At 59.1% G+C, this 25643-nt stretch carries 22 protein-coding genes and 1 pseudogene; 13 read left to right on the forward strand and 10 right to left on the reverse strand.

The annotated features are described in order from the left end of the window. Positions 1-224 precede the first annotated feature (224 nt). Positions 225-941, forward strand: a complete 717-nt coding sequence (locus KJB29_RS10435; protein ID WP_215734529.1) for a PEP-CTERM sorting domain-containing protein — start codon at positions 225-227, stop codon at positions 939-941. Positions 942-1142: 201 nt separating this feature from the next. Beyond that, positions 1143-1970, forward strand: a complete 828-nt coding sequence (gene lpxC, locus KJB29_RS10440) for a UDP-3-O-acyl-N-acetylglucosamine deacetylase (RefSeq protein WP_214184760.1) — start codon at positions 1143-1145, stop codon at positions 1968-1970. A 69-nt stretch (positions 1971-2039) separates the two neighbouring features. On the opposite strand, the gene rnk is transcribed toward lpxC, so the two are convergent. Continuing rightward, positions 2040-2468: a nucleoside diphosphate kinase regulator gene (gene rnk / locus KJB29_RS10445; protein WP_004511855.1), complete on the reverse strand. Its 429-nt coding sequence runs from the start codon at positions 2466-2468 to the stop codon at positions 2040-2042. A 376-nt stretch (positions 2469-2844) separates the two neighbouring features. On the opposite strand from rnk, the gene KJB29_RS10450 reads away from it, so the two are divergent. After that, positions 2845-3123 carry a hypothetical protein gene (locus KJB29_RS10450; RefSeq protein ID WP_215734530.1) on the forward strand — a complete coding sequence of 93 codons (279 nt, stop codon included), beginning with the start codon at positions 2845-2847 and terminating at the stop codon, positions 3121-3123. 102 nt (positions 3124-3225) lie between these two features. Here the strand turns inward: KJB29_RS10450 and KJB29_RS10455 are convergent, their stop codons facing one another. From KJB29_RS10455 to KJB29_RS10465, 3 genes are read right to left on the reverse strand one after another with little or no spacing between them, the layout of a single operon-like run. Then, a complete protein-coding gene (locus tag KJB29_RS10455) occupies positions 3226-3912 on the reverse strand; it encodes a PTS sugar transporter subunit IIA (protein ID WP_215734531.1) in 687 nt (228 codons plus the stop codon). A gap of 5 nt (positions 3913-3917) precedes the next feature. Beyond that, the gene (locus KJB29_RS10460; RefSeq protein WP_215734532.1) at positions 3918-4283 is read right to left on the reverse strand and encodes a type II toxin-antitoxin system PemK/MazF family toxin; all 366 of its coding nucleotides are present in this window, start codon (positions 4281-4283) and stop codon (positions 3918-3920) included. Beyond that, positions 4276-4512 (reverse strand): hypothetical protein, encoded by a 237-nt coding sequence (locus KJB29_RS10465; protein WP_004511859.1) that lies wholly within the window; start codon positions 4510-4512, stop codon positions 4276-4278. Before KJB29_RS10465 ends, KJB29_RS10460 begins: the two co-directional genes overlap by 8 nt. A 194-nt stretch (positions 4513-4706) precedes the next feature. On the opposite strand from KJB29_RS10465, the gene KJB29_RS10470 reads away from it, so the two are divergent. Genes KJB29_RS10470 through KJB29_RS10495 form a run of 6 tightly spaced genes read left to right on the forward strand, consistent with a single transcriptional unit; the run spans position 4707 to position 11997 of the window. Further along, complete coding sequence (locus tag KJB29_RS10470; protein WP_215734533.1) at positions 4707-6689, forward strand: proton-conducting transporter transmembrane domain-containing protein; 1983 nt, start codon at positions 4707-4709, stop codon at positions 6687-6689. A 43-nt stretch (positions 6690-6732) separates the two neighbouring features. Further along, complete coding sequence (locus KJB29_RS10475; RefSeq protein WP_215734534.1) at positions 6733-7641, forward strand: respiratory chain complex I subunit 1 family protein; 909 nt, start codon at positions 6733-6735, stop codon at positions 7639-7641. A gap of 4 nt (positions 7642-7645) precedes the next feature. Beyond that, a complete protein-coding gene (locus tag KJB29_RS10480; RefSeq protein WP_004511862.1) occupies positions 7646-8287 on the forward strand; it encodes a hypothetical protein in 642 nt (213 codons plus the stop codon). A gap of 6 nt (positions 8288-8293) precedes the next feature. After that, positions 8294-9730, forward strand: coding sequence for a proton-conducting transporter transmembrane domain-containing protein (locus KJB29_RS10485; RefSeq protein WP_215734535.1), 1437 nt, complete (start codon positions 8294-8296; stop codon positions 9728-9730). Beyond that, positions 9727-11247 (forward strand): hydrogenase large subunit, encoded by a 1521-nt coding sequence (locus KJB29_RS10490; RefSeq protein WP_215734536.1) that lies wholly within the window; start codon positions 9727-9729, stop codon positions 11245-11247. Before KJB29_RS10485 ends, KJB29_RS10490 begins: the two co-directional genes overlap by 4 nt. 15 nt (positions 11248-11262) lie before the next feature. Beyond that, positions 11263-11997 (forward strand): NADH-quinone oxidoreductase subunit B family protein, encoded by a 735-nt coding sequence (locus tag KJB29_RS10495; protein WP_215734537.1) that lies wholly within the window; start codon positions 11263-11265, stop codon positions 11995-11997. On the opposite strand, the gene KJB29_RS10500 is transcribed toward KJB29_RS10495, so the two are convergent. After that, positions 11998-12495 carry a hypothetical protein gene (locus tag KJB29_RS10500; protein ID WP_246561137.1) on the reverse strand — a complete coding sequence of 166 codons (498 nt, stop codon included), beginning with the start codon at positions 12493-12495 and terminating at the stop codon, positions 11998-12000. A gap of 212 nt (positions 12496-12707) precedes the next feature. Between KJB29_RS10500 and KJB29_RS10505 the strand changes: the two genes are divergently transcribed. The 3 genes from KJB29_RS10505 to KJB29_RS10515 all read left to right on the forward strand — a co-directional run bounded on the left by KJB29_RS10505 (position 12708) and on the right by KJB29_RS10515 (position 18213). Continuing rightward, entirely contained in the window at positions 12708-13172 is a 465-nt protein-coding gene (locus KJB29_RS10505) for a cache domain-containing protein (protein WP_215734539.1), read from the forward strand. Between the two features lie 9 nt (positions 13173-13181). Then, positions 13182-15644 carry a methyl-accepting chemotaxis protein gene (locus tag KJB29_RS19700; protein ID WP_215734540.1) on the forward strand — a complete coding sequence of 821 codons (2463 nt, stop codon included), beginning with the start codon at positions 13182-13184 and terminating at the stop codon, positions 15642-15644. A gap of 232 nt (positions 15645-15876) precedes the next feature. Next, positions 15877-18213 (forward strand): 3-keto-alpha-glucoside-1,2-lyase-like domain-containing protein, encoded by a 2337-nt coding sequence (locus tag KJB29_RS10515; protein WP_215734541.1) that lies wholly within the window; start codon positions 15877-15879, stop codon positions 18211-18213. A 156-nt stretch (positions 18214-18369) separates the two neighbouring features. Here the strand turns inward: KJB29_RS10515 and KJB29_RS10520 are convergent, their stop codons facing one another. The 5 genes and pseudogenes from KJB29_RS10520 to KJB29_RS19830 form a co-directional block, all read right to left on the reverse strand. Beyond that, positions 18370-19332, reverse strand: a complete 963-nt coding sequence (locus KJB29_RS10520; RefSeq protein ID WP_215734542.1) for an SGNH/GDSL hydrolase family protein — start codon at positions 19330-19332, stop codon at positions 18370-18372. Positions 19333-19450: 118 nt separating this feature from the next. After that, positions 19451-19852 (reverse strand): PaaI family thioesterase, encoded by a 402-nt coding sequence (locus tag KJB29_RS10525; protein WP_215734543.1) that lies wholly within the window; start codon positions 19850-19852, stop codon positions 19451-19453. Between the two features lie 167 nt (positions 19853-20019). Beyond that, positions 20020-21489 carry an IS4 family transposase gene (locus KJB29_RS10530; protein WP_215734544.1) on the reverse strand — a complete coding sequence of 490 codons (1470 nt, stop codon included), beginning with the start codon at positions 21487-21489 and terminating at the stop codon, positions 20020-20022. 720 nt (positions 21490-22209) lie between these two features. Then, positions 22210-23877, reverse strand: a complete 1668-nt coding sequence (locus KJB29_RS10535) for a L,D-transpeptidase family protein (protein ID WP_246561166.1) — start codon at positions 23875-23877, stop codon at positions 22210-22212. A 99-nt stretch (positions 23878-23976) separates the two neighbouring features. Then, positions 23977-24468, reverse strand: a pseudogene (locus tag KJB29_RS19830) (Na+/H+ antiporter NhaA); the annotation flags it as partial. Positions 24469-24694: 226 nt separating this feature from the next. On the opposite strand from KJB29_RS19830, the gene KJB29_RS10540 reads away from it, so the two are divergent. Then, positions 24695-25591: a mechanosensitive ion channel family protein gene (locus tag KJB29_RS10540; protein ID WP_215734546.1), complete on the forward strand. Its 897-nt coding sequence runs from the start codon at positions 24695-24697 to the stop codon at positions 25589-25591. The last annotated feature ends 52 nt before the right edge of the window (positions 25592-25643 follow it).

Consider the following 25643-nt stretch of genomic DNA (forward strand, 5'->3'; position numbering starts at 1 on the left):
TCGGGATGCCGTCAACGGCAGGGTAATCTCTTCAAATAATACATACAGTCGCTTCGGCTCGCGTACTGTAGGAAAAACGAACACTTTGTCGAAAAATTTTACAATGTTTCCGGGCCTTCGGCGCCAGCCAGCGATGACCAGTCATGATATTAGTAGGTTATGCGGAGGCACATTTCATGCAGATGCATGGACAAAATACCCCAATTCTCCGCTGAGGTAACACTATGAAATCCATTTTATGCCTTCTGGCTGCCGGCCTGTTCACCGCCCTTTCATTTGCGTCCGCCGAGGCAATCTCTATCACTGCTGACAAGGATGCCTACATTCAGAGCGGAACCTCGGCCAATACTAATTTTGGGAGTGCCCTTGTCGATCAGGTTAAACGTCAGGATAACTCCATTTATACCCGTAAAAGCTACATCGGGTTTGATCTCAGCGGGGTGGGACCGTTTTCTATTGCAACGGCGACTCTCGATTTCAATTTTGTCGATAGTGGGGCGGGCACTACTCTCGCAGGCACAACGTACCAATTCGAAGTCTTCGGCCTGATCAATGAACTGTTCGACTCCTGGTCGGAATCCACCATAACCTGGAACAATGCCCCCGCGAATCGGACCAACAACGGTCTGAGCAGCATGATGGTTGCCTCTCTCGGGACATTCAGCCTCACGGGCAAAGGGCTTGGCCTCTACTCCTTCACGAGCCCGGAGCTGATCGACTTCCTGAACAGCGACACAAACGATATGGCCACGTTCATCATCCGCAGGAATACCAATCAACCGAGTAATTCACAAAATTACGTTCACGCGTTCGCGTCCAGTGAAAACACATCCATAGCAGGCCCGACACTCAATGTCACGCCGGTCCCTGAGCCATCCACGCTTCTGTGCGTTGGTGCTGGCCTCATTGGCATTGGACTCCTGAAGAGGCGTAGAGGCTAAAGAGTGGCGGTTTGACACTACGTTGCCAGATATCTGGTGCAGTTCGGGCGAGAAGATAGCCCCGCTTCGCACCAGTTGAAGAGAAAGCCCGACCGGATTTCCGGCCGGGCTTTCGTGTATCCGGCACCCGTAACCGATGCCGGTTTTCTGCGGTTTTTTTCTTCCCACCATTGTCCCTTTTGTGGTACCCATGGGCAAATCATGATCAAACGACAGACGACCATCAATAGAATCTTCAAGCTGAGCGGCATAGGCCTCCACACGGGGCGGACCGTGACCCTCGAATTCCTCCCCCGGCGGGAGTTCGGGATAGCCTTTGTCTTCGGAGGCCGCCTCATCCCGGCCCGCTACGACATGGTGGCGGATACGCGGCTCTCCACCCAGATCGCCGCCGAGGGGGCGTCGGTGGCCACCATCGAGCACCTGATGGCCGCCTTCTATTACTCGGGCATCACCAACTGCCTCGTCTACATCGACGGTCCCGAGGTGCCGATCATGGACGGCTCGGCCTGGGAGTTCTACCATGAGATGTGGCGGGCCGGGGTCTACGAGTTTCCCGAGGCAGGGGTCTACCTGAAGGTCCTCCGTCCCGTGGAAGCCACCCTCAAGGATGCCTGGGTGCGGGTGAAGCCCCTCAACACCCTCGACATCACCATGACCATCGAGTTCCGCCCCCCGGTGGGGAAGCAGCGCAAGCGGGTCATGGACGTGGAGAATGCCGTTTCCATCATCAATTCCCGCACCTTTGTCCTCCACGAGGAGATCGAGGCGATCCGCAAGGCGGGGCTGGCCAAGGGAGGGTCCCTGGACAATGCCGTGGTGATCGGCGGGGAGAGCATCGTCAATCCCCATGGCCTGCGCTACAAGCAGGAGCTCGTGAACCACAAGATCCTGGACCTTATCGGCGACCTCTACACCTGCGGCTACCGGATGCTCGGCAAGGTGGAGGCGCACAAGACCGGCCACCACCTGAACAACCTGCTGTTGCGGGAGATTTTTTCCGACCCCGAGAACTACGCCATCTATTGAGTGCCCGTCTGGTACCCCAAAAAAAAGCCCGCGGAGAGCGGGCTTTTTCGTGTCGATTCCGTCAGATTCCTATAAATGGAAATCCCCCGCCGCTTCCGGCTGGTAGAGGATCTTTTTCACCTTCAGCCGGCGCGTTCCGCCCGGCACCTTCCAGGTAATTGTGTCCCCCACGCGGTAGCCGAGCAACGCCGTCCCCACCGGCGCCAGGATGGAGATGCGGTTATCCTCCAGGCGCGCGTCGCCGGGAAAGACGAGGGTATAGTGCAACTCCTCGCCGCTGTCCAGATCCTTCAGGCACACCCGGGAGTTCATGGTTATTACGTCGGCAGGGATGTCCTGTGGTTCAACGACTTCGGCGCGCAGCAACTCGTCCTCCAGTTCCCTGAGGTGCTTGCTGTCTCGGGAATCTTCCGTGTTGACCTGGTCCAGCAACTCTTCGAGGCGGCTCTGGTCAAATTCAGTGATGTAGATGGCTCGTTCTTCCGCTGATCTTTTCATGGTTCAACTCCCTTTTGCTGATGCTTACCGGAGGGTAGGGCCTGCTGGAAAATAAAGTTTCCATTATATATCCTCCCTTACGCTTATCAACCTTCGCGGCGTAACTGGCCGGATTATGGCTGCAATTTGCCAGCTGATCCCCGGGAGAATTCGGGCAGCATCCTGACGTTATTGCGCCATTACCCCTGGATGTGGATGTCTCATTTGCGGTAGCCGGTGGATGGAATGGGGCTTTGCGGCGAGGGTGTTGTTGCGAGTTTGATGGGCTAACCTGCGTGATATCAATGATATAGCTGTTGTGGTGTGGTGTGGCACGGTTGCTGCTCTTAGGAAATTCAAGAAGTAGTTATCTCGTTCCACTAAGAGGAGCACATCAATGAAAAAAATTCTCTCAAGCATCACCGCAGCCCTCGTAGCCGTTGCCTTCGCCGGTATCGCATTCGCCGCCGAGCCCGCAGCTAAAGCCGCTCCTGCCCTTCCTCCCGGCCACCCGCCGGTGAAAGTTGAGGAGAAAAAGGCCGTCGAGAAGAAGGTCAAGAAAGCCAAGAAAGCGAAAAAAGCCGTGAAGCAGGAAGAAGCCAAGCCCGGCGCAACCCCGGCTGTTCCGGCAACCCCCGCGACTCCGGCAGCCCCGGCTGTACCGCACAAGAAGTAATCAGTACTTTTACTGACGCAAAAAAAGCCGCATCTTCGGATGCGGCTTTTTTTGCGCCTGACTTACCGGCCCGGTGCCCGAGAGGGGGCAGGACGTTTTCGGTCATAGGGGAGCGCTTCCGATGTCTTTCTCGATCTCGAGGATTACGTCCATGATCGCCCTGGCGTTGCATTGCTTGCCGAGGATGTCGCGCAGGCGTTGGTCCCGCAGGCAATAGGCCAGCCTCGAGAGCAGGTGCAGATGCATCCTGATGGTCGGCGAGATAATGGTGAACAGTATCTGCACCGGCTTGCCGTCCAGGGCGCCGAAATCAACCGGCTGTGCGAGAAAGCTCAGGGAAATCTTCGGGACCGGCAGCTGCACCAGGATGGGGTTGCGCACATGGGGGATGGCGATGCCGTCGCCAACCGCCGTGGTGCCCATGGCCTCCCGGGCCAGCAGCACCTGCAGTATGAACTCGGGATCGATCTCGGGCGGCAACTCCAGAGCGGCAACAACGTTGCGCAATACGGTTTCCTTGTCATTGCCCGGGAAGCCGCAATGGATGCCACCGGCCTGGAGCGCCTGGCACAGGGTCGGCAACGGACGGGTATCCGCATCGTGCATCTTGTAGAGGGCCGGATTGACCTTGATGCCCCGCTCCGTTGCCCATTCCAGCAAGTCCACCGGATTGATCCGGTAATCGCCGTGCATGGATTCAGCGGGCAGGTTGTCCTTCCTGATCCAGCGGACTATGGTTTTTTCATCGACATTAAGGGCCTGGGCGGCTTCGGATGGTTCAAGCAGCATTGACGTTATCCTTTGAGGTGTCCCGGCGGCTCCTCGATGCCGAGCTGTAAACAGAGCGCCTTATTCACCTGACACATGAGGGATTTGTTGATGAAGCCGAGACGCTCGCCAACCACGGTTGCCTTGTCGATGGTGATCAGGATGTGGGAACTGATCTTGGCGTCCTTTTCCAACCCGCTCCCGGCCGCCGGCAGGAACGTCTCGAAGTCATAGATCTTTTCCAGGTGGGTAAAGCTCAACGGAATGATGGTTACGACCGGAGAGTACTCGTTGCTGATGTTGTTGCTTACCACAAGGCAGGGGCACACCTCCGGCTCGTGCCTGTCCCCATGGGGCAGATTGACAGCATAGATCCCGCCGCGCTTAAACATCCCGTTTCTCCGTTACCGCCGATTCGAATTTCTTGAGGACCTCTTTCGTTTCCTCCGCAGTTGATTGATATCCTTCGATCAATCCTTTGTGCGCCTTTTTTTTCAGCTCTTCGAGTTTTTCCCGGGCAGCTTCTTCGAGAAACTGGCTCAACCCGCGCTGGCCGTACAGAGCCTTGATGTCGTCAACTATGGGGGTTGGCAGCGTGATGTTCAATCGTGTGTTCGGCATGACGGCACTCTCCCTCGCACATGTATGTGTTGTGTGTCGTTTGGGTGTCTCATAATTTTATTGACGTATGATATTTTATAACATATATTTTTTTAAAGTGTTATAAAAATATAGTAACTCATAATGTTTTTGTGTCGCCCAGTAATCAAGTCAGCGGTTGACGTGAGATAGGGGGCAGGCGTAAGGCAGGCGTGATGTTCCTCCTTGATCCAACGTTATTTCTACTGGTTGCGGCGTCCTGTATTGCCCTCTCGGGTATTCCGGGGCTGTTGGCGCGCCGCTCTGCCTGGGGGCAACGGATCGCGGCCGTACTTGTAATCGCTGCGTCGTGCCTTGGCGAAATGGCTGTCATCTCGCTCCTGTCCGGCATTCCCGCTTCATCATACCAGATTGACTGGCCCCTTCCTTTCGGTTCGGCGCTCTTTTCCGCCGATCATCTTTCGACAATTTTCCTCTTTCCGCTCTTCCTGGTTACCGGTGCTGTCGCTCTGTATTCCGTGGCCTACTGGCCGGCCAGGGAAAAGGCGAGCGCCGGAAGGCTCACCTTCTTTCTCGGACTCTTTGCCGCCGCGATGATCATCGTGGTCATGGCCCGTAACGGGGTGCTGTTTCTCATGGCCTGGGAGGTCATGGCGCTCTCTGCCTATTTCCTGCTGACCACCGAGCAGCAGAGTGCCGACGTCCAGCGGGTCGGAACGGTCTACCTCCTTGCCACCCACACCGGCACCATGGCGCTGTTTGTCATGTTTTCCCTGCTGCGCGGGACTGTCGGCACGTTCGCGTTTCCAGCCACGCATGCCCTTTCCTTGACCGTGCCTGTTGCGACAACGGTCATCATAACCGCCCTGATCGGGTTTGGCGGCAAGGCGGGCCTCATGCCCCTGCATTTCTGGCTTCCCGGCGCCCATGCCAATGCCCCCAGTCACGTGTCGGCGATGATGTCGGGGTTGATGCTCAAGATGGGCGTGTACGGCATCCTGCGGACCTTGTCGTTTTTCGATCAGCTGCCGGTATGGCTCGGCTGGCTCATACTCCTGCTCGGTGCCTGGTCCGCCATTAACGGGATTGCCCTGGCAGCAGGACAGCGCGACCTGAAACGCCTGCTGGCCTGCAGCAGTATCGAGAATATCGGCATTGTCTTTATCGGCATCGGCCTGGCACTGGTCGGCCTGCAGCAGCACGCGCCATACCTGGTGGTGTGCGGCCTTGCGGGGGCCTTTATCCATATTGTCAACCATGGCCTGTTCAAATCGCTCCTCTTCTTGGGAAGCGGAGTGCTGATACATGGAACCGGAACCCGGGAGATCGACCGGATGGGGGGGCTTGCCCGGCGCATGCCGGTAACAGCGCCGCTCTTTCTGGTCGGATCGCTCGCCATATGCGGTTTGCCGCCGCTCAACGGGTTTGTCGGCGAATTTTTTCTCTATATCGGTGCCATCACCGATGGCATCCTCGCTCCGTTGCCGCTGGCGGCCCTGGTTGCGCCTGTCCTGGCGCTGGTTGGCGGGCTGGCGGTCCTGACCTTCGTCAAGCTTTTCGGGATCGTCTTTCTCGGCTCTCCCCGCTCGGCCGAATCCGCCCATGGCCATGAAGCATCGGTGGTGATGACCGGACCAATGATGCTGCTGGCCGGCGGATGTCTGGTTGCCGGCATGGCCCCGGTGCTGTTGGTGCGGTTGGTTACCCCGGTTGTCGGCTTCTATGCCGGGCTTCCTCCCCAGGATAGTGCCCAGGTTATGGGGCAGATCCCCCTTGTGGCGCTCACCTGCGCCAACGTGCTCCTTCTTGTGGTCATTCTGGCTGTCGGCGCGGCATACCGCCGGCGGCTGCGTACATCTCCCCGTTCCCAGGGAAGCACGTGGGGGTGCGGCTATCTCGAGCCTACACCCAGGATGCAATATACCGGCACATCGTTCAGCGAGATGGCGGTGAGCCTGCTGGGGAGTATCGTTGCCCCCAACCGTCGCAGGCCCACGCTTGATACGCCCATTCCTCCCGCCGACGCCCGTTTCAGCTATGAGACAACCGAAACCGTGCTGGACCGGATTCTGATTCCCGTCTTCCGGGTCGTCGGCACGGCATTTTCCTACCTCAGGAAAGTGCAGCACGGCCAGCTTCATATTTACGTGTTGTATATATTCGCTACGCTCTGCGTCCTGATGATCTGGAAGCACTGAACGAGGACAGCGGCGTTTCCGTCTCCTTCGAGGATGGCACGTTATGACAGACATTATCATCCACTGCGCAGTGGCGCTCCTGTTGCCGCCACTGTTGCTCGGGGTTATCGGCAAGACCAAGGCGGCCTTTGCCGGAAGGGTTGGAGCGCCCTATCTGCAGCCGTATTTCGACCTGATCAAGCTCTTCCGCAAGGGATCGGTCTTTAGTGAGACCACCACCTGGGTTTTCCGTGCCGGCCCGTTGATAACACTCTCTGCAGCGCTTATCGCAGTGTTGCTGATCCCGCTGGGCCGCCATGTCGCGCCACTTTCTTTCAGTGGCGATCTCATCCTCTTTGCCTACCTTTTCGGATTGTCCCGGTTCTTTACCACCATTGCGGCTCTGGATACCGGTTCAAGTTTTGAAGGGATGGGAGCGGCACGTGAAGTTACGTTTTCCTGCCTTGCCGAACCGACCCTCTTCTTTTCCCTGCTGACGCTGGCCCGCATAAGCAAGTCGCTTTCCCTGTCAACGATACTCACCCATCCCACGCCCGCCATCTGGCTTGCCGCCGGGGCGAGCATGCTGTTGCTGGTGGGGGCGCTGTTCATCACCCTTCTGGCGGAGAACTGCCGTATCCCCTTCGACGATCCCAACACGCACCTCGAATTGACCATGATTCATGAAGTCATGGTCCTTGATCACAGCGGTCCCGCCTTCGGGATCATCCTTTACGGAGCGGCGCTGAAACTGTTCATCCTCGGAGCGGTCTTTGTCAACATCGCCTTCCCTGTCGCCACCGGAAATGCGCTTCTAGACTGGGGCATCTTCATTGTCGCCATGCTTGTGCTGGCAGTGGCAATCGGCGTTGTCGAGTCGGTGATGGCCCGGTTGCGTCTGGTCCGCGTTCCGCAACTGCTGGTCGGAGCCACTATCCTGTCCGCCTTTGCCATGCTGCTGGTATTGAGGTAGCCCCATGAGTTCATTCGCCGATCAACTGCTGGTACTGGTGATGCTGATCAATCTGATCATGCTCGGCACGAGCCGGCTGATGTTTTCCATCCGTGCCGTTGCCGCCCAGGGGGTCATCCTCGGTATCCTCCCCGGCTTGATACACCCGTTTTCCGGACACCTGGCCAGCATCACCGTCGGCATCATTCTGGCCAAGGGAGTGGCGATTCCCTACTTCATCGGCGGCGCCGTCCGCAAGGCTCAGATCAGGCGGGAAGTGGAACCCTTCATCGGGTATGTGCCGACCTTGCTCCTCGGCGCCGTTTTCACCGCCCTGTCGTTCGTTTTTGCCGAACGCCTGCCTCTGGCGCCCGAACACAGGGATCTCCTGTTTGTGCCGGCCTCCATTGCCACGCTGCTGTGCGGTTTTTTGATCCTGACGACCCGCCGCAAGGCCATTTCCCAGGTCATCGGCTATCTGGTGATGGAGAACGGGATCTTCGTATTCGGTCTTCTCCTGACCGAAGCGATGCCGGTCATGGTTGAGGCTGGCGCCCTGCTCGACCTTCTCGTGGGGATATTCGTCATGGGTATTGTCATCAACCATATCAGCCGGGAATTCTCGTCGATCGACACCTCCCGCCTGCGGGCCCTGAAGGAGGAGTAGCCGCACATGTTGTATGCCCTTGTTCTGCTCCCCCTGGTGGGGGCGTTATGCGCCTGGATCGTGCCGGACAACCGTCTCAGGCCCATTACCCTGCCGGCTGTTGCGACGGTTCACCTTGCACTGACGGCGTTATTGCTGGTGAACACGCCGCCACCATCCCCCGGAGGCTGGATCTGGCTTGACCCCCTGGGGAAGGTGGTGCTCCTGTGCATCAGCCTTCTCTTCACCGTCTGCGCCTACTATGCCGTCGGCTACCTCTCCTACCGTCAGGAGCGTTCGAACCGGGTCCTCTGCATGGGGCTGCTGGTCTGCCTTTCGGCCATGGGACTGGTCACCATGACCCAGCATCTGGGACTGCTCTGGGTCGCACTGGAAACAACCACCGTATCCATGGCCCCCCTCATCTACTTCAACCGCAATGCCCGTTCGATAGAGGCCACCTGGAAGTATCTGCTCCTCTGTTCCGTCGGCATCGGCCTGGCGTTGCTCGGGCTGCTGTTCCTCGCCTATTCGACCTACGTGGCCCACCGGGACGCCACCCTGCTGCTCGGCCCGTTGATGCTGTCCGCCCGTGAGCTGAACCCCGGCTGGCTCCATGCGGCGGCGATTTTTCTCCTGGTGGGGTATGGTTCAAAGATGGGTCTTGCTCCGCTGCATGCCTGGAAGCCCGATGCCTATGGCGAAGCGCCCGGACTGGTGGGGGCCCTGCTTGCGGGGGGGCTGGTCAACTGCGCATTTCTGTCGATACTGCGGGTGTATCAGATCTGCCTGGCATCCGGTACTGAACTTGCGTTCTTTCAAGATGCTCTGGTTGGCATGGGGCTCATCTCCATGGCCTTTGCCGCCGTATTCATGGCGCATCAGGCCGACTTCAAGAGGATGCTGGCCTATTCGAGCGTCGAACATGTGGGGATTCTCGCCATCGGTCTCGGGCTTGGCAAGGGGGCGCTGTACGGCGCGCTCTTTCATCTCCTGAACAACGGTCTGACCAAGGGGGTGCTGTTCCTCTCCTCCGGCAACATCCACCGCTCCTACGGAAACAAGACGACCGATGTGGTCAAGGGGGCACTGGCACGGCTCCCCTGGTCGGGGGGGCTCTTCCTGGCCGGTTTCATTGCCATTACCGGCTCACCGCCGTTTTCGCCGTTCATCAGCGAGTATACGATTGTCAGCAACGCCTTCATCGACGGGCGGCATCTGGTGGGGTGGCTGTTCCTGCTGTTTCTGGTCATCGTGTTCATCGGCATGGCCCTGACGGTGCTGCCGATGGTCATGGGCACCCCACCTGCCGGCCTTGAACCATCCGATTACGAGGACCGTCTGCTGACCGTGGGCCCGCCGTTTCTCATGATGGCGATCATCCTGCTGCTGGGGATATGGCCGCCTGCTTTCCTTGTCTCGCTCCTGACAGAGGGCGCTGCGATGCTGGGGGTGCAACCGTGACGGATCCATTCCGCACCATATACAACGGGGCCTCCGTCCCCCTGACGGAGATTCCCCCCGTGGATATCAACGAGTTTCTGCAGGGGATTCTCGATTCCGTAGACCGGGGATGGCGGATTGTTTCGTATTTTGGTGTCCCGGCGCCGGCCTCCACCGCGCTCGTATGCATCCTGGCCAACAAGGCCGAGGGGCGGCTTGCCGCGGCCCGTACGGAAACAAGCGACAATCACGTCCCCTCCCTCGCCTCGCTCATTACCCAGGTGCAACTGTTTGAACGCGAGATCGCCGAACAGTGCGGCCTGATATTCGATGGACACCCCTGGTTCAAGCCGGTTCGTTTCCACCAATCGTTCGTGCCTGGACGCGATGCCTGGGACCGCACCGCGGACGAGCCGCTCCGCGTTGGCGTCATGGACTATTTCCAGGTGGCGGGCGACGAGGTGCACGAGGTTGCCGTCGGCCCCGTCCATGCCGGCATCATCGAGCCGGGACACTTCCGCTTCCAGTGCCACGGTGAGGAGGTCTTTCACCTGGAAATATCCCTCGGCTACCAGCACCGGGGGATCGAGGCGGGTCTTGTGGGCGGACCTCACCCGCGCACCGTGCAGGTCATGGAAACCGCCGCCGGCGACACGACCATCGGCCATGGCCAGGCCTACTGCATGATCATGGAGTCGTTGGGAGGGATCAAGGCGCCTCCCCGGGCGGAAGTGTTGCGGGGCATTGCCCTCGAACTGGAGCGGCTGGCCAACCATACCGGCGACCTGGGGGCAATCGCCGGCGATGTGGGGTATCTGCCGACCGCATCCTTCTGTGGCCGTATCAGGGGGGATTTCCTCAATATGACCGCTGTCCTCTGCGGCAGCCGTTTCGGGCGGGGGCTTCTCGTCCCGGGCGGGACGATTTTCGATCTGACGCCAGGGTTGCGCGACGATCTTCTCAAGCGTCTGGCAGAGGCGCGACGTGATCTGACCAATGCGATTGAGCTCCTCTGGAGCTCGCCTTCGGTGATGGGGCGTCTGGAGGGGACCGGGGGATTGACGCGGGACCAGGCCCTCGAACTCGGCCTGGTCGGGCCTGCCGCACGGGCCTGCGGGATCAAGAGGGATGTCCGCCTTGACTATCCGTTCGGCATCTATCGCATGACCCATCTTCCGGTTGCGACCGCGTTCCATGGCGACGTGTGTGCGCGCACCATGATCCGGTGGCTGGAAGCCCAGAAATCAATGGATTTTATCGAAGAACAGCTGCGGCAGCTCCCCGGAGGCGGGCATCGGGTCGCTGCCGCCCCCTGTGCCGGCGAGCGTCTGGCCGTTGCCCTGACCGAGGGGTGGCGCGGGGAAATATGTCACGTGGCGGTCACCGACGATGCCGGGCGTTTCATGCGCTACAAAATCGTCGACCCTTCGTTTCATAACTGGCAAGGGCTCGCCTTGGCACTTCGGGGACAGCAGATATCCGATTTTCCGCTCTGCAACAAGAGCTTCAACCTGTCCTATTGCGGGTTCGACCTCTAGGGAGGATAACGTTACATGTTCCGAGCAATCGCTTCCCGAATCAAGCAAGGCCATCGCACCACCCCCTATCCCGCTGCGCCGCTGCAGATGCCTGAGCGGTTCCGCGGCTATCCGCTTGTCAGCCCGGTAAACGCGGCTTCTGAGGACACGTGCCCCTACGGTGCTTACTCAAAGGAGAGCGGCGGGTGTCTCGACATGGGCAAGTGTCTTTTCTGTGCCGAATGCCCGGTCGGAACCATCCAGTTTACCACGGACTATCAACTGGCCGTTACGAACCGTGACCATCTGCTGGTTCATCCCGGATCGGAACATCACCACGCTCGACCGTTGCCTCCCGACCTGCGGCGTCTGTTCGGGCGCTCCCTTAAATTCCGGGAGGTCAGCGCCGGCGGGTGTAACGCCTGCGAAGCCGATACCAATGTCCTTTCGACCATCGGCTGGGATCTCGGTCGGTTCGGCATACAGTTCGTGGCGTCGCCACGCCACGCAGATGGCCTGTGGGTGACCGGTCCGGTTACTGAAAACATGGCCAAGGCACTTCTTACCACCTATGAGGCGATTCCTGACCCGAAGATCGTTGTCGCCTGCGGCGCCTGCGCCATCAACGGCGGACCTTACATCGACACCCCCCAGGTCTGCAATGGCGTCGACAGCATTGTTCCCGTTGATTTGTACATCCCCGGTTGCCCACCCCATCCGGCTACCATCCTCGATGGCCTGCTGCGCATTCTGAATAAAATAAAGAGATAATCACTGACGGGAGTCGAGGAGAGCAAGGGCCTCGTCGACCATATCCTGGTGGTGCTGCCACTCCCGGGCCGCGTCGAAGCGGCTCCAGGCGGAGGTGCAGGCGAAGTCGGAGGCCGGTTCCAGGGCCTGGCAGGCACGGGGGCGTTCCTCGAAGGGGAGGGTGCACCCCTCGTCCCCCAGGAGGACGCATTCCCCGGCGCCGGGGACGACCCGGAGGCTCCCCTCCGCCTGCTCCCGCCGGGTGGCTGGCCGGGGGTAGAGAATGATCCGGTCCGGGTCCCCCGTCTCCCCCTTCCCGGGATCGTAGGGGACACCGTAGTGGGTGTCGAGGACCCAGAGGCCTGAGGCCAGCAGGCGCGCCAGCTCCTCGGCGGGATTGGCGGCGGCAAGGAACCGCGCAGGCGCCTCGATCCCCGGCCTGGTCCGGCAGCATTCGCCGCCGCAGGTACGGCAGAGGGAAAATTCCTCGTTGTTGGTGATAGAAGTGGTGTTCGGCATGGCAGAGTTTCTCATGGAATGGGACGAGGGGAACTCCTGTCAGGATACTTGGAAGGCTTCCTTGGAATCAAGATGAAAGACGAACCCAGAGCACGCTTTTGTTCGGGGTCATCCTGAATTAATCCTAAAGTATTAACGCTAATTGTCGATACAGGAATAAAGCAAATGATGACCATGATGGTCATCAACACTATGAAGATAGGGGGAAAAGAATGAAAAAATCGCTGGTTGCGCTCCTGGGAACTGTTGCTGTGTGCCTTGCCCTGCTTGTCTCCGTTTCGGTGGTCCGGGCCGATGAAAAGGATGAAGCGGTTAAGATGGTGAAGGAAGCCGCGGCTCTTTACAAGGCAAACGGGCTGGAAAAAGCCCTCGACGCCCTTAACGACCCCAAGGGGCAGTTTGTTAAAGGGGCTCTGTACGTCTTTGCGTATGATGTGAACGGCATTTTGATCGCCAATGCGACTGCCCCCGACAAGATCGGTCAGAACGTTCTGGACGTTCCCGATTCCAAAGGGAAAAAATTCCGCAAGGAGATTGTCGAACGGGCGAAGAAGGAAGGCTCGGGATGGGTAGACTACACGATCATCAACCCCAAGTCCAAGGTGGAAGAGCAGAAAACCTCCTATTTTGAGATGGCCGGAGAAATGGTCCTCGGTTGCGGCATCTACAGAAAATAGGAGCGGCACGTGAAAACCAGAACCTGGCTCTACGCGAGCGCGGCCGTCATGCTCGTCGGTCTCGGCATGCTGGCATTCGTCAGCGTCTATTCCATCTACGACATCCGCGGCATCATTTCCCAGCTCACCGACCGCTCCACTCCCCTCCAGATCAAGACCACGGAGCTGCAGCGTTCCATCGAGTCGCTGACCGGCGTGCTGCTCCGTCTCGGGGTGGCCACCGACAAGCGGGAAGTGGCGGAACTGGCGGCTGCCGCCGACGATCGCCTCAAAGGTCTCAAGACCGCCCTGGACGGCATCAAGGCTCTCGATGCCACCCAGGGCGGCGCCATAGACGTGACGGTCATCGACAAGGTTTACGATGATGTGAAGAGTGCCACCCGGGCGCGTATCGAAAGCCTTGGGAATTACCAGGAGGAATCGCGGAAGGTTGAGGCAGACATCCAGAATGTGGAGCGGGTTCTCGGTAACGTGCGGCGCGACATGCAGAACCTCACGGCGGCAAGCTCAAAGATGGTCGCCAACTCGTTCACGTCGTCCACCCAGATGGTTTCCGCTGCCCAGCAGGTCAAAGAGCTTGTTATCAGGCTCAAGGATGTCCAGGTCGTGCTGAAAGACCTTGAAATAGCAAAGAGCTCGACAGAAATTTTCGCCAACAAAGCGAAGATGAAGAACACGGTGGCGGCGATCCAGGAGATCAACGTCAATGATGAGACCGTGGCGGCGGTCAAAAAGGCCGTCAGCGACATCAACCAGAAGTTCACCAAGCCTGAAACCGGTCTGGTGGCCCTGAAACAGGGAGCCTTGAGCGGCAAGGACACCGATGGCAAGTTCTCGGAAGAAAGGCGTCAGATCAATAACGAGCTGATGGACCTTGCCATCAGGCTCAATACCGCCACTGCCCGGATCGAGAAGCGTGTGGAGCAGAACCGCAAGGATGTGGAGGGGGTTCTGGCTTCGAGTCAGCGCATCGCCGGCATCGACACGGCGGTAAGCGGTATCAGCCTCTCCGCCAAGACCCTCGACGCCAAGGTTCGTTCGCTCATGCTGTGCGAAACAGCCAAAGACGCCGAAATTGCCGCTGCCGACATCCGGGCGGTATTCAGCCAGATAACAGGGAATGCGGCCTCGGCCCGCCGGGAGCTGACCCGGATCAGGCAAACCGCCGCCCTGAGGAACATCGACGCGGCCTCTACCTCCGTGCGGGGAGCGGCAGCGTCGGTGGAGCGGATCATCGGGGCGCAGCTCAAGATCATCGAGAGCAACGACAAGGCGAAGAAGGCCCTCGCCATGGTGAAGGAGGCGGCAAATCGCGAACTCAAAACCGGCGAAGAGTTGGTCCGAAATACCGCCGTCGGGCAGCAGCAGATGGTCGAAAAGACCAATGCCGCCGCCCGGAAGATGACGGGCACCATCATTGTCCTCGCCATTGTCATTGCCGTCCTGTCGGCCATCCCCCTCTGGTACACCATCATCCGCATCACCCGATCCCTTTCCGGGGTCACGGCCATGGTCCGCGACATCGCCGAAGGGGAGGGGGACCTGACCAAGCGCCTCGACGAGAGCGGCAAGGACGAGTTCGCCGAACTGGCCCACTGGTTCAACCAGTTCGTCGGCAAGCTCCACGACACGGTCGTAACCATCTCGTCGCGGGCTTTGGATGTATCAGCCGCCGCGGACGGATTGTCCGGGCTCTCGTCGAAAATGGTCTCCACATCCGGCCAGTTGGCCCAGGAGGCCGATGGCATTGCCACGTCCAGCGAACAGATGTCCGCCACGTCCAACGATATCGCCAACAACTGTCAGGTCGCGGCGGAAAATGCCGTGGGTGCCGCGCAACTCACTTCCTCCGGCCGCAGCGTCATGGACAGCACCGTCTCCACCATGCGCAAGCTTGCCGACGAGGTCGGTGTGGCCTCGGACATCGTCAACAAGCTCGGCGCATCGACCGACCAGATCGCGGCAATCATCACCTCCATCGAGGATATCGCCGACCAGACCAACCTTCTGGCCCTCAACGCGGCAATCGAGGCCGCGCGGGCGGGCGAACAGGGGCGCGGGTTCGCCGTCGTGGCCGATGAAGTCCGGGTGCTGGCGGAGCGCTGCTCCGAGTCGGCCCATGAAATCAAGGAGATCATCCGGACCGTCCTCGACGGAACGGGCTCGGCCGTGCAGGCAATGGAGCGGAGCGTGGTGGAGGTCAAGTCCGGCGTGGGGGTAGCCGAAGAAGCGATGGAGGCCATGGACACGATCATCACGAGGATTGATGCGGTTTCATCCCAGGTGAGCCAGATAGCCACCGCCTCTGAAGAGCAGAGCGCAACCACCGGCCACATCACGAAAACAATCTCCAGCATCAGTCATCTGGCGTCGCAGGATTCCGACAGCTCCCGGAATGTGGCCGAAGCTGCGGAACGGCTCGATACATTGTCGGAAGAGCTTTCCCTCCTCATGGGGCGGTTCAGAACCTGATCCTGAGGCGGGAGAATGGATGTGAAAGGGGCGTCGCATTGTGTGCGGCGCCCCTTTTGTCTTGTGTACTGTCCGCATCATCGTGGTCGGCAACATCATGCTGAAGGAGGATGCCACGTCTTCCTGTGTCAGGTCCCGATCGCCGTTGGCCGCCCTTAATGTTGCATAATGATTCTGACGGGTTACACTTGCAGCATTCGTTTAGACCCCCTCCAGGGAAAGGAAAAACCCCATGATCAATCGCCTTACGGAAGTGAACGAAACCGTGCTGATCCAGAATACCTCCTTTTCGGTCGACATGCTGGGCCGCTTCATCTGCAACACCTGGGATGAAGCGGTCAACAACGGCGGCCTCCCCTTCGATGCGGTCGTGATCGGCGGGGGGATGTACGGGGCCTATTGCGCCGAAAAGATATACCGCGCAGGAGGGAGGGTGCTGGTGCTGGATGCAGGCCCTTTCCTGGCCTCCGAGCATATCCAGAACCTCACCCAGATGGGCCTTAACGCGCCGAGCCCCGCACGGGTTTTCTTCAATCAGGATGACCCCCAAACGCGCAACCTCGTGTGGGGAACTCCCTGGCACAGCGCCGAATCCTTCCCGGGACTCGCCTACTGCGTCGGGGGGAGGTCGCTTTTCTGGGGCGGCTGGTCGCCCCGCCTCACCGATGCGGACCTGGCTCAATGGCCCACAGAGCTGGTCACCTACCTTGCGGCCACCTACCCGTCCGTGGAAGAGGAAACCGGAGTCAACCCAACCACTGACTACATCTCCGGATCCCTCTTCCAGTCCCTCTTTGCCCGCTTTCAGGCAGTGCAGGGGAGCGTGCCGACAGTCACCGGAATAGAGGAAGCACCACTCGCGGTACAGGGGGCGGCGCCGGCCCCCGGCCTTTTCAGTTTCGACAAATACAGCAGCGCCCCGATCCTGTCCGATGCCGTCCGGGAAGATGTGAATCCGGCCGCTCCTACGCCTGATTCACAGCGTCGGCTCTTCGTTGTGCCGAGGGCCCACGTCGTGAGGCTGAACACAAGCGGAGGGCAGGTGGTGCAGATTGAGCTCTACGTGAATGGCCAGCATCAATTCCTCAACCTTTCACCCGACTGTGCGGTTGTGCTGGCGGCGAGTACCATCGAGTCGACCCGCCTGTCCCTCGAATCGTTTCCGACAGCGCTCATGGGACGAAACCTGATGGCCCATCTCCGCAGCAACACAACCGTCCGTATCAAGCGCTCCGTTTTCAGCGGCCTGCAGACACCGCCAACGCAGCTTGAGGCAGCCGCCCTTCTGGTCCGTGGCTCGGCAATGGCCGGCGGTGGAAACAGGCGCTACCACCTCCAGGTAACCGCCGCCGACGTTCAGGGAGCCAACCCGGAAAAGAACATGTTCCGCATGATTCCCGACATCGACCTCCAGCACCAGATCCTGGCGAATCAGGACCCCAACTGGATTGTCATCACCCTGCGCGGGATCGGTGAAATGGGAGGCGACAAGAACGCCATGCCCCAGAACGCCGGAACGAGCTGGATGAATCTGACCCTGACCGTTCCCGACCAGCAGGACGAGTTCTTCATGCGTCGGGCGTGGGTAAACCTGGTGAAGACCGCCGCCGACGACCAGCTCTGGCGGTCCATGGACGACGCAACGATTGCCCTGGCCCAGCAGTTGGCAAACAACGACCCTGCCAATATCCAGTATTTCTATGACGGGGGATGGCAGCCGACGCCTCCTCCGCCAAGCACCAACAACCGCCCCAATGATCCCAACAACAAGGTCCGCGACGGTCTCGGCACGACCCACCACGAGGCGGGCACCCTCTGGATGGGTACCGACCCCACCACCTCCGTCACCGATCTCAACGGAAGGTTCCATCACGTCAGCAACGCGTACGTCGCAGGTCCGGCTCTCTTTCCGACCCTCGGCTCCGCCAACCCGTCCCTGACCGCCTTTGCCCTGGCGCGCCGCACCGCCTCGGCAATCGCCATGCCGACGGTCGAGGCGGGATTCACCCCGCTATTCACCGGCTCGCTGGCTGATTGGCAGATGGCGGGTGCGGGAAGGTTCAACGTCATCGGCAATACCATCCTCGAATCCCAGGGAGGAATCGGCCTCCTCTGGTACACAAAGGCCCAGTTCGCCGACTTTATCCTCAAGGTAGATTGGCGGGCATCGAGCATCTTCGACAACTCGGGCGTGTTCATCCGCTTCCCCATCCTGGGGAGCAGCGACCCGGCAAACGACTGGAAGCTTGCGGTGGATAAAGGGTATGAGGTGCAGATTGACGACCGGGGCTACAACCCCGACACCAACAGTTTTGGCGATGCCCTCCATGAAACCGGGGCCATCTACACGTTCGCGGCGGCCTCCCGGCTGGCGTCGAAACCGGTCGGGCAATGGAACGTCTATGAAATCCAGGCACAGGGGAACAACTTCACGGTGAAATTGAACGGGGAAGTCGTCAGCACGCTCACCGGGGACGGGAGCCGGCCGTTGTCAGGGCATATCGGGCTGCAGAACCACCATCCGGGGTCACGGGTGCAGTTCCGCAATATCCGCATCAAGCCGCTGTAGGGAACACCACGGGGATAGACGGCCCACCCTGAATCTGGCGGGTGGAGATCTGTATGCATGAAAAAGGGTGGAGTAAAGGGGAGGATACGACCTCCTCTCTACGCCACCCTTTTACTTTTCGCGAGGGCTTTCCCGGTTACAGGGACGAGCCCGCGGTCAGTTTGCCAGCGCGGATGCCGCTTCCTGTGACATGATGGCATGAACCGCCCTGGTTGGGTGGGTTCCATCCCAGAACAGGAATTGATCGGGATTCTGGCAGGCGAACGGCGGGGTATTTGGCATTATGCAGGCACTGTCCACCACGCTCAGGCCGAATGTCGCCGGAGTGGCAACCAGCTCGTGCAGCTTCTGGAAAAAATCAACCCGCACGATCTCGATGCCGGGAAGCCCCGCCATCGACCCCAGAAGAAGATCGAGCCCCGAGTTGTAGGTCACCGTCAGAAAGCTGGCGAATTGGCCAGCGCCGGGGGAGAGCTTGTCAAGGGTGAGAACAGCGGGAGTCAGCGAGATGTCGGGGGCGTTACATATGAGGAACTTCCTCGCACCCGCCGCGTAGAGTGCCCCGAGGTTGTTGCCGATGGAGGCAAGGGCGCCTTCAAGGATGGGACCGCCGGCAGCGCCCGCCGCCAGGGCGTCGCGGATGTCGTTGCTGCCGAACTCCACCACGTAGAGGGCATCGGCCGGCGCAGCGCCGCCAAAAGCGTTGAGGAACGCGGTCACCTGGGCCTGGAGGTTGACGTTGATCCCGTCGTCATGGGCTCTGGCGCCACCTACTGCGTAATTGGTGGCCTCGGTATCCGATCCCTGGAAGGCCGACCGGGTGTTCCCGGCAAGCCCCAAGGGTTCTGAAAGCTGCTCAACCCAGGTTGCCCCGTTACTGAAGTGGTGCCCACCTCTCGCATAGGGTTTGTCAGGAATAAGGAGCTGGTCCAGGGTGTTGTAGGGCGGTGTATTCGCTCCCCCCTCCAAGGCAAACAGGTTGCCGGGATCGGACAGGCTGTCGCCGAATACCACGATCCGCCCAAACGTAGTCTGCGCCGAGGCCAGGCCCGGCACTTGCAGCACGAGAGCCAGCAAAAGGCCCATGACAGCCCATCCATTAACACGCGTCGTCTTCATCGGGTCGCCCTCCATGGTTATTGGTTTGAGATGTAATTGTTCCATGTAATTTCTTCATGTCCAGCGTATAGTTCGGCCTTCACTGCTTCATTGCCCCTGAATAGGCTGTTGTTCCTACTCAGGAAACCATCAACGTTACCGTTCCGTGCGCCACCAGTTTATCATTCTGGTTTTTCACCGTCACCGTTATGCTCGCCATCCTCCGCCCCATGTGTATCAGTTCCGAGCGGGCCGTCAGAACATCCCCCATGGTAGCCGGTCTGACATACGTGACGTTGAGATTGGTCGTTGTGCTGGATTTTCCGGAGGGGAGCAGCGGTCGGGGGAAGAACGAAACCGTATCCACCAGTGTCGCAATCAAACCGCCATGTGCTCCGCCGAAGTAGTTGCTATGAAGTTCGCAGACGGTTACCTCCATGATGGCGTGAGCGTCCCCGATCTCCCGCAGGTGAATGTTCAGCGCCCGAATCATCGGAATTTCGTTGCCTGACTTCAGAGTGGCGGGCTCAAGCTTCTGCATTGAATGGCATTCCTTTCGTTGCCTGATCGTTTCGGTCAAGGGGTCAGCTAATGATGTAGGCAGCCGTACCAGTCGCTATCAACAGGTCTGCGTCGTTGTTTAGCTCCATCTGCACGGAGGCAATACCACCGGGACAAAAAAAGGGGACAGGCTAGAATGGCGCTAGTTTAAGCATTACTAGCATGATATCTGTTCCGGTGTGGGATCTCCTTCATTTGCTGCCTTGGGGTGGTCATGAGCTCGTAATTTTTCGGCCGGCGTTTGCGACATCGAGGTTCACTTCGACCAGGGCGTTGTCGGATCGGAGTGTCGGTGATCGCCTCGTACAAGTCACACATCAATCGTAAACGTTCTGCCCTGCTGACCTTTGCTTGATTTAAATGGGGCTCCCAGTTGCGTAGGGCCTGTAGACTGCCTTTGAAGCTGACATCCCGAACCGCAAGATCAGCCTCTCTGGCCGCCTCGGACATCAGTTGCCGAATACAGTTGTAGGCAATGAAGTTCATCAAGACTTCTTTTCGAATCATTTCCGGTGTCTGGCATCGCAGCACATCCATCCCCATGGTTGTCTTGATGTCACGGAAAAAAAGCTCGACATCCCAGCGCTGGAAATAGAGATCGGCAATCTCGGCAGCGGGGTATTGAACGGGGTCCAGCAACGTGGTGACAATGTAAAAGTGCTGAACCCTGAAGCCCGGACAGGGCACAGTTACCCTGATCTGCCGCAAGGTTAATTCCTCCGGGAGGGTGCCCCATTCCTCCTTCGAATACGACGGCTTGTTGCTGTAGCGAGGGCGGGGCCAAGTTATCAGTAAGTCATAGGTGCCGAGCTTCTTCAGGCTTTGGGCCGATCGAACCGGTGCTCTTCGTGCGAGGGTGACCACGCTATCAACGCCCTGGTCCCTCAGTTGGGCCATGTCAAAATAGCTGCAAAACCCCTTGTCGCCCAGGAAGATGTCTCCTGACTTGAACGTCTTCCACTGTTGGCGAAACAGCCGAAGTTCATGGCTTTTTTTGTTGCCAGTGGCATAGCTGAGCAAGGCTCCGGTTGTCAGCGAGAAGCAGGCGCAAATACGGGCCGTGGGGAATCCGCACCCCGGTTGTTGACCGGTCGATTGAGGCCAAACCTCCTGATTCTTGACCGTGTCCGGCATGCTCACACCCGTGCCGTCGACAACAATCACCCGCCGGTTGTTCAAGCGGCCAGTCCTGGGCAGCCGTTCCCGCTGCCTGGTGGTATGTTCAAAGATATCGGTGAGAGTCTGAATATCAAGCTTCTTACGGGCGGTGCAATAGGAGGCGGTTGAGGAGGAAGGAAAGGCGATTCCCTTGATTGAAGCGTACGCCTGAAGCTTGCGAATCACTTCTTTGCAACCTCCGTCAGCATCGAGGATCTGGCTGAAAAAAGCCCAGAAAGTGTTCTCCTTGGAGAACAGCCTTCGGCGGCTCATCACACCGTCTTTCTCCGGCTTGAGAAGTGCCTTCGGTATGAACTTTTCAAAGACCTCTCCGACTTGCTTAATAGACTTTTGCTGCAAAAAAGCCAACTTGTCAGCAAGTTTTTGTGACTCTGAGCGAGGCTTGCGGCGGAGGGCCTGGAGATGAAAGCCCGGTAACATCGGTGTCGAATATCTCATGGCGCATTATGCCATTTTTAGCCAATATTTTCAGCTATTTTACCATGGGAAAAGGCCTTAAACTAGCGCCATTCGGGACAGGCTACTGGTTCTTGCTATAGCTGCGCACTTTTCTTGGTCCCAATATCTTTGCCAATTTCGACACCTCTGTTGGTTTGAGGTGTCTACACTACCGTGCCCTGTTGACCTGCCGTGCGGGGGTCTTTTCCGCACGGTCAGCGTCCGACAGGCTGGTTATGCCTATTTCCTCAACTCCATTGCTTCAGCTAAACTCAATTCAGTTTGGGCTCGGAACCCTTATGGAGTACAAACCTTCTCCGAAGGTTTGGCCCTCGGTTGTAATTGAAGTTTCCATGTTGAAGGCGAAGATGCCCCAAGCTAAACCTGCAACCATTAAACAAATTCCAAAAAATTTCATGCCGTTATTCCTCTCTTTCTTTTGGGGGTATAACTCGCTATTAATAGGTTTTCCTATATAAGAAACTTGTTTCCTATAAAGGATGCTTGTTTCTTATATAAGAAACCCGAGAGGTTTCCTATATAGGAAGCCTGACGTCTTTGGCTTCGTTCCAGCGTTCCTGCATGAAGTCCCTTGGTGGGCAAAATGATAAATGATCGTTCACGAAAATATCTTCCGAATGGAGGGATGTCAAGCTCCCGGGGGCGCGGAAGGAAGCTTTTCATGCCTGTTCAGGGGCGGGAGCCCGACGTGTCACAACCTTACGGGGAAGGGGGCGGTGTATCCAGGGCGGCTGACACAAGGGCATCCCGGGAGTAGAGGTCATCGCGAAACTGGATCACCCCATCCCTGTCCACCCATGCGGTCCAGTAGAGGAAGTAAACGGTAATCGGCCGTGCCAGGCGCACCCTTTTCTCCCGCTGTTGCTCCATGAGTTCCAGGATTTTCTCCTGAGGCCACGACGGGTCATCGGCCAGAAGGTACTCGGCAAGCTCCACGGGCTTGTCTATCCGGATACACCCTGAGCTGAAGCCCCGCACGGCCATCTCGAACAGTTCCCGGCTGGGGGTGTCGTGGATGTAGACATCGAACCGGTTGGGGAGCATGAATTTGACGCGACCCAGGGAGTTGCGGGGGCCGGGGTCCTGACGGAGCCGGTAGGGGAAATTGTCCTCGCTGAGACGCCGCCAATTTATGCTCCACGGATCGATCTGCCGTGCGTTCGCGCCCCATCCCCGGAAAACCCGTATCTTCTCCTTCGCCAGGAAGCGGCGGTCCTTCTGGATTTTGGGGAGGAGATCCTTCACGGCGATGCTGTGGGGAATGTTCCAGTAGGGGCTGAAAACGAGGTGGGTCATCGTGGCGGTAAATGACGGCGTCTGGCGGTACGGACGCCCCACGATGGCTTTCATCTCAAGCACAACCTTTCCCCCGTCCACCACTTCAAGCCTGAAATCGGCTACGTTCACCAGAATATAGCGGCTGCCAAGTTCAGCCGGGAGCCATCGCCGGCGTTCCAGATTCACCACGATCTGTTTCTCCCGCTCCTCTACCGGGACGTTGAGAGCGACCAAGGTCTGGGGGCCCACGGCTCCGTCGGGGTCGAGGCCGTGGCGAAGCTGGAAGTGGAACACGGCTTCCTCCACCTCTTCGTCGAACTCCTCTCCTTGGGCGAAGTCGGCATCGAGGTCGGCGGTGGCCACCAGGCGGGCGCGAAGGGCGGCTACACGGGGGCCGGTGTCGCCTGTCCGGAGCATGGGGCCGTCCGGGACGGGGGGCCATCCCCCCTGTGCGCGGATTTCCCGGTAGTGCGCGAGGGCCTCCTTGAGTCGCCCATAGGCGGGATCAGCGGGGAGAAGGCTGGTCAGGCTCGCTTTGATGTCGCCGGATTCGAGGGCTTTGCGCAGAATTGCCGCCGGGTCCGCTTCGGTGCGGCTGATATGCCATTCCGTCTGGAGCGTCTCCGGGTTCACGTGCCCCGCAAGGAGGTGGGAGGCATAGAGGAGGTATGCGTCGGTGAGCAGGAGGTCGAGGTCCGCCAGCGCCTCGGGCCGCTGGGGTTTCTGGCGTGCCGCCGCAAGCAGGGTTTCGATTCTTGCCAGATGGTAGTCGTGGGGTTTCAGCCCCTCTGCCTCGGCCCCATGGAGTGCCTCCAGCAGGGAGTCGGCCAGGTGCGATGGCCCGTCGGCACCAATCCAGGCCGGCTGGAACGCCCGGCCCTGGTAGAATCCGGTGACGGCTTCGGAGGCAAGGAGGATTTCCCCCTCTGCCACGATCTTCGGTGGGGTATCAGCCGATTCGATGCGTTGCCGCAGGAACTGGGCCGCTTCATCGTGGATATTCTCGCTGTAAGCTGCCGGGATGGGGAGCGTCTGGCAGGCCAGAAGTAGAAGAATAATGCAGAAAACCCGCACTCCAAAGGTTGCCATGTTCGCTCCCCGGGCTGATCGGTCAATGCTGCTTGGTGTTAGCAATATTACCCGAGTTTTTCGCCATGGCCACGGTTCGGGGCCAGTTTGTCCTGCACAGGGAATCCGTCGTACCTTCAGAACTCGGCCGAGGGCCACGGCCACCAGGAGCACGCCTCCCGAGAGGAGCGCCCCCATCTTTGGCGCACCCTGGATGTCGGGCTCCACGAAGGCTACCCCTGCCACGAAGAGGGCGACGGTGAGCCCCATGCCGGCCACCAGCCCCGTCAACGCCAGTTCCTTGGATCCGACTTTGGCAGGAAGGGGGAAGCCGAGGGCCTGCCCCAGGGAGCCCAAGGTGAAGATGCCCACTGTCTTGCCGACCAGAAGGGCCGTCAGCACGAGCCAGGTGGCCGTCCCCACGGATGAGAAGCGGACCCCTGCGTTGGCGAGGCCGAAGAGGAAGAGGCCGAAGTCGACGACGATCTTCCAGTCGTGCTCGAAACGGGCGAGGGGGGAAGTGTCGCGGGGGGCTTCCTCGAAGAGGTGCGCCGATTCCCTTGGAGGATGGGGGAGGAAGGGGATGATGAAGACGAGGGCCAGGGCCGGGTGGGCAAATTACGGGGACATCATACTTAACCTTCTGTCCGATCCTGTCCGCACCTGAAGTTCAATTCCCTCGGTGCCGCGCTCCTGAAGTTGCACAATCTCAACCCTCATCTAGAATTGGAGAAAGCCTATCTCGACCGCCAATGCCCCCGGAAAGCCCGTGCCGTTATAGGGAGATTCCTGTGAAAAAGCGAACCCCCGGTTCTGGCCTTTATCGCAAGGAGGCTTGATGGAAACCTTTCGCGACATCCTGATTCAGATCAAGCAATTCCTCGAAGTCCCCCTCGTGAAGCTGGGCAGTACGCCGGTGACCCTCTGGACCATTATCCAGCTTGTGGTGCTGGTGGGGCTCCTCTTCTACCTCTCGGGAAAACTCCGGGGCTGGATCGTGGATCAGTTCCTCACCCGGACGAGGATGGAGCTGGGTACTCGCCAGGCCACCGGCTCCATTATCCGTTACACCATCATTGCCATCGGTTTCATAATCATTCTCCAGACCGCCGGCATCGACCTCACCACCCTCAACGTCCTGGCCGGCGCCGTTGGAATCGGTGTCGGTTTCGGCCTCCAGAACATCGTCAACAACCTCGTTTGCGGCATCCTCATCCTCTTCGAGCGCCCCATCAAGGTGGGGGATCGGATCGTGGTGGGCAACGTGGAGGGTGACGTGGTGCATATCGGCGGCAGAAGCACCACGGTGGTGACCAACGACAACATTACGATCATTGTCCCCAACTCGAAGTTCATCACCGAAAATGTGGTGAACTGGAGCCACAACGAGCGAAAGGTCCGATTCCGGATACCGGTCAGCGTCGCCTACGAAAGCGATGTCCAGCAGGTGGAGCGGCTGCTGCTGGATGTCGCGGCTGCAAACCCGGATGTGCTGGAAAAGCCGGCTCCCGGGGTTCGGCTCATGGAGTTCGGCGACAATGGCCTCAACTTCGAGCTTAGGGTCTGGAGCACCACCCTCATTCACCGGCGGGGTCTCCTGACGAGTAACCTTAACTATGCCGTTTACCGCTCCTTTGTCGAGCATGGAATCGAGATACCCTTTCCTCGCCGTGATGTCCGTGTCCTGCGTGAGACGCGTCAGGCGGAACCGTTTGACGGCAACGGCAGTTCGTGAGGCTGCCTGCTGTTAGGTGAGGACGCTGAACGTGGCCGCTGACGTGGCAGGT

Source organism: Geobacter grbiciae, from assembly GCF_018531165.1.
In the GTDB taxonomy this organism is placed as follows: domain Bacteria; phylum Desulfobacterota; class Desulfuromonadia; order Geobacterales; family Geobacteraceae; genus Geobacter; species Geobacter metallireducens.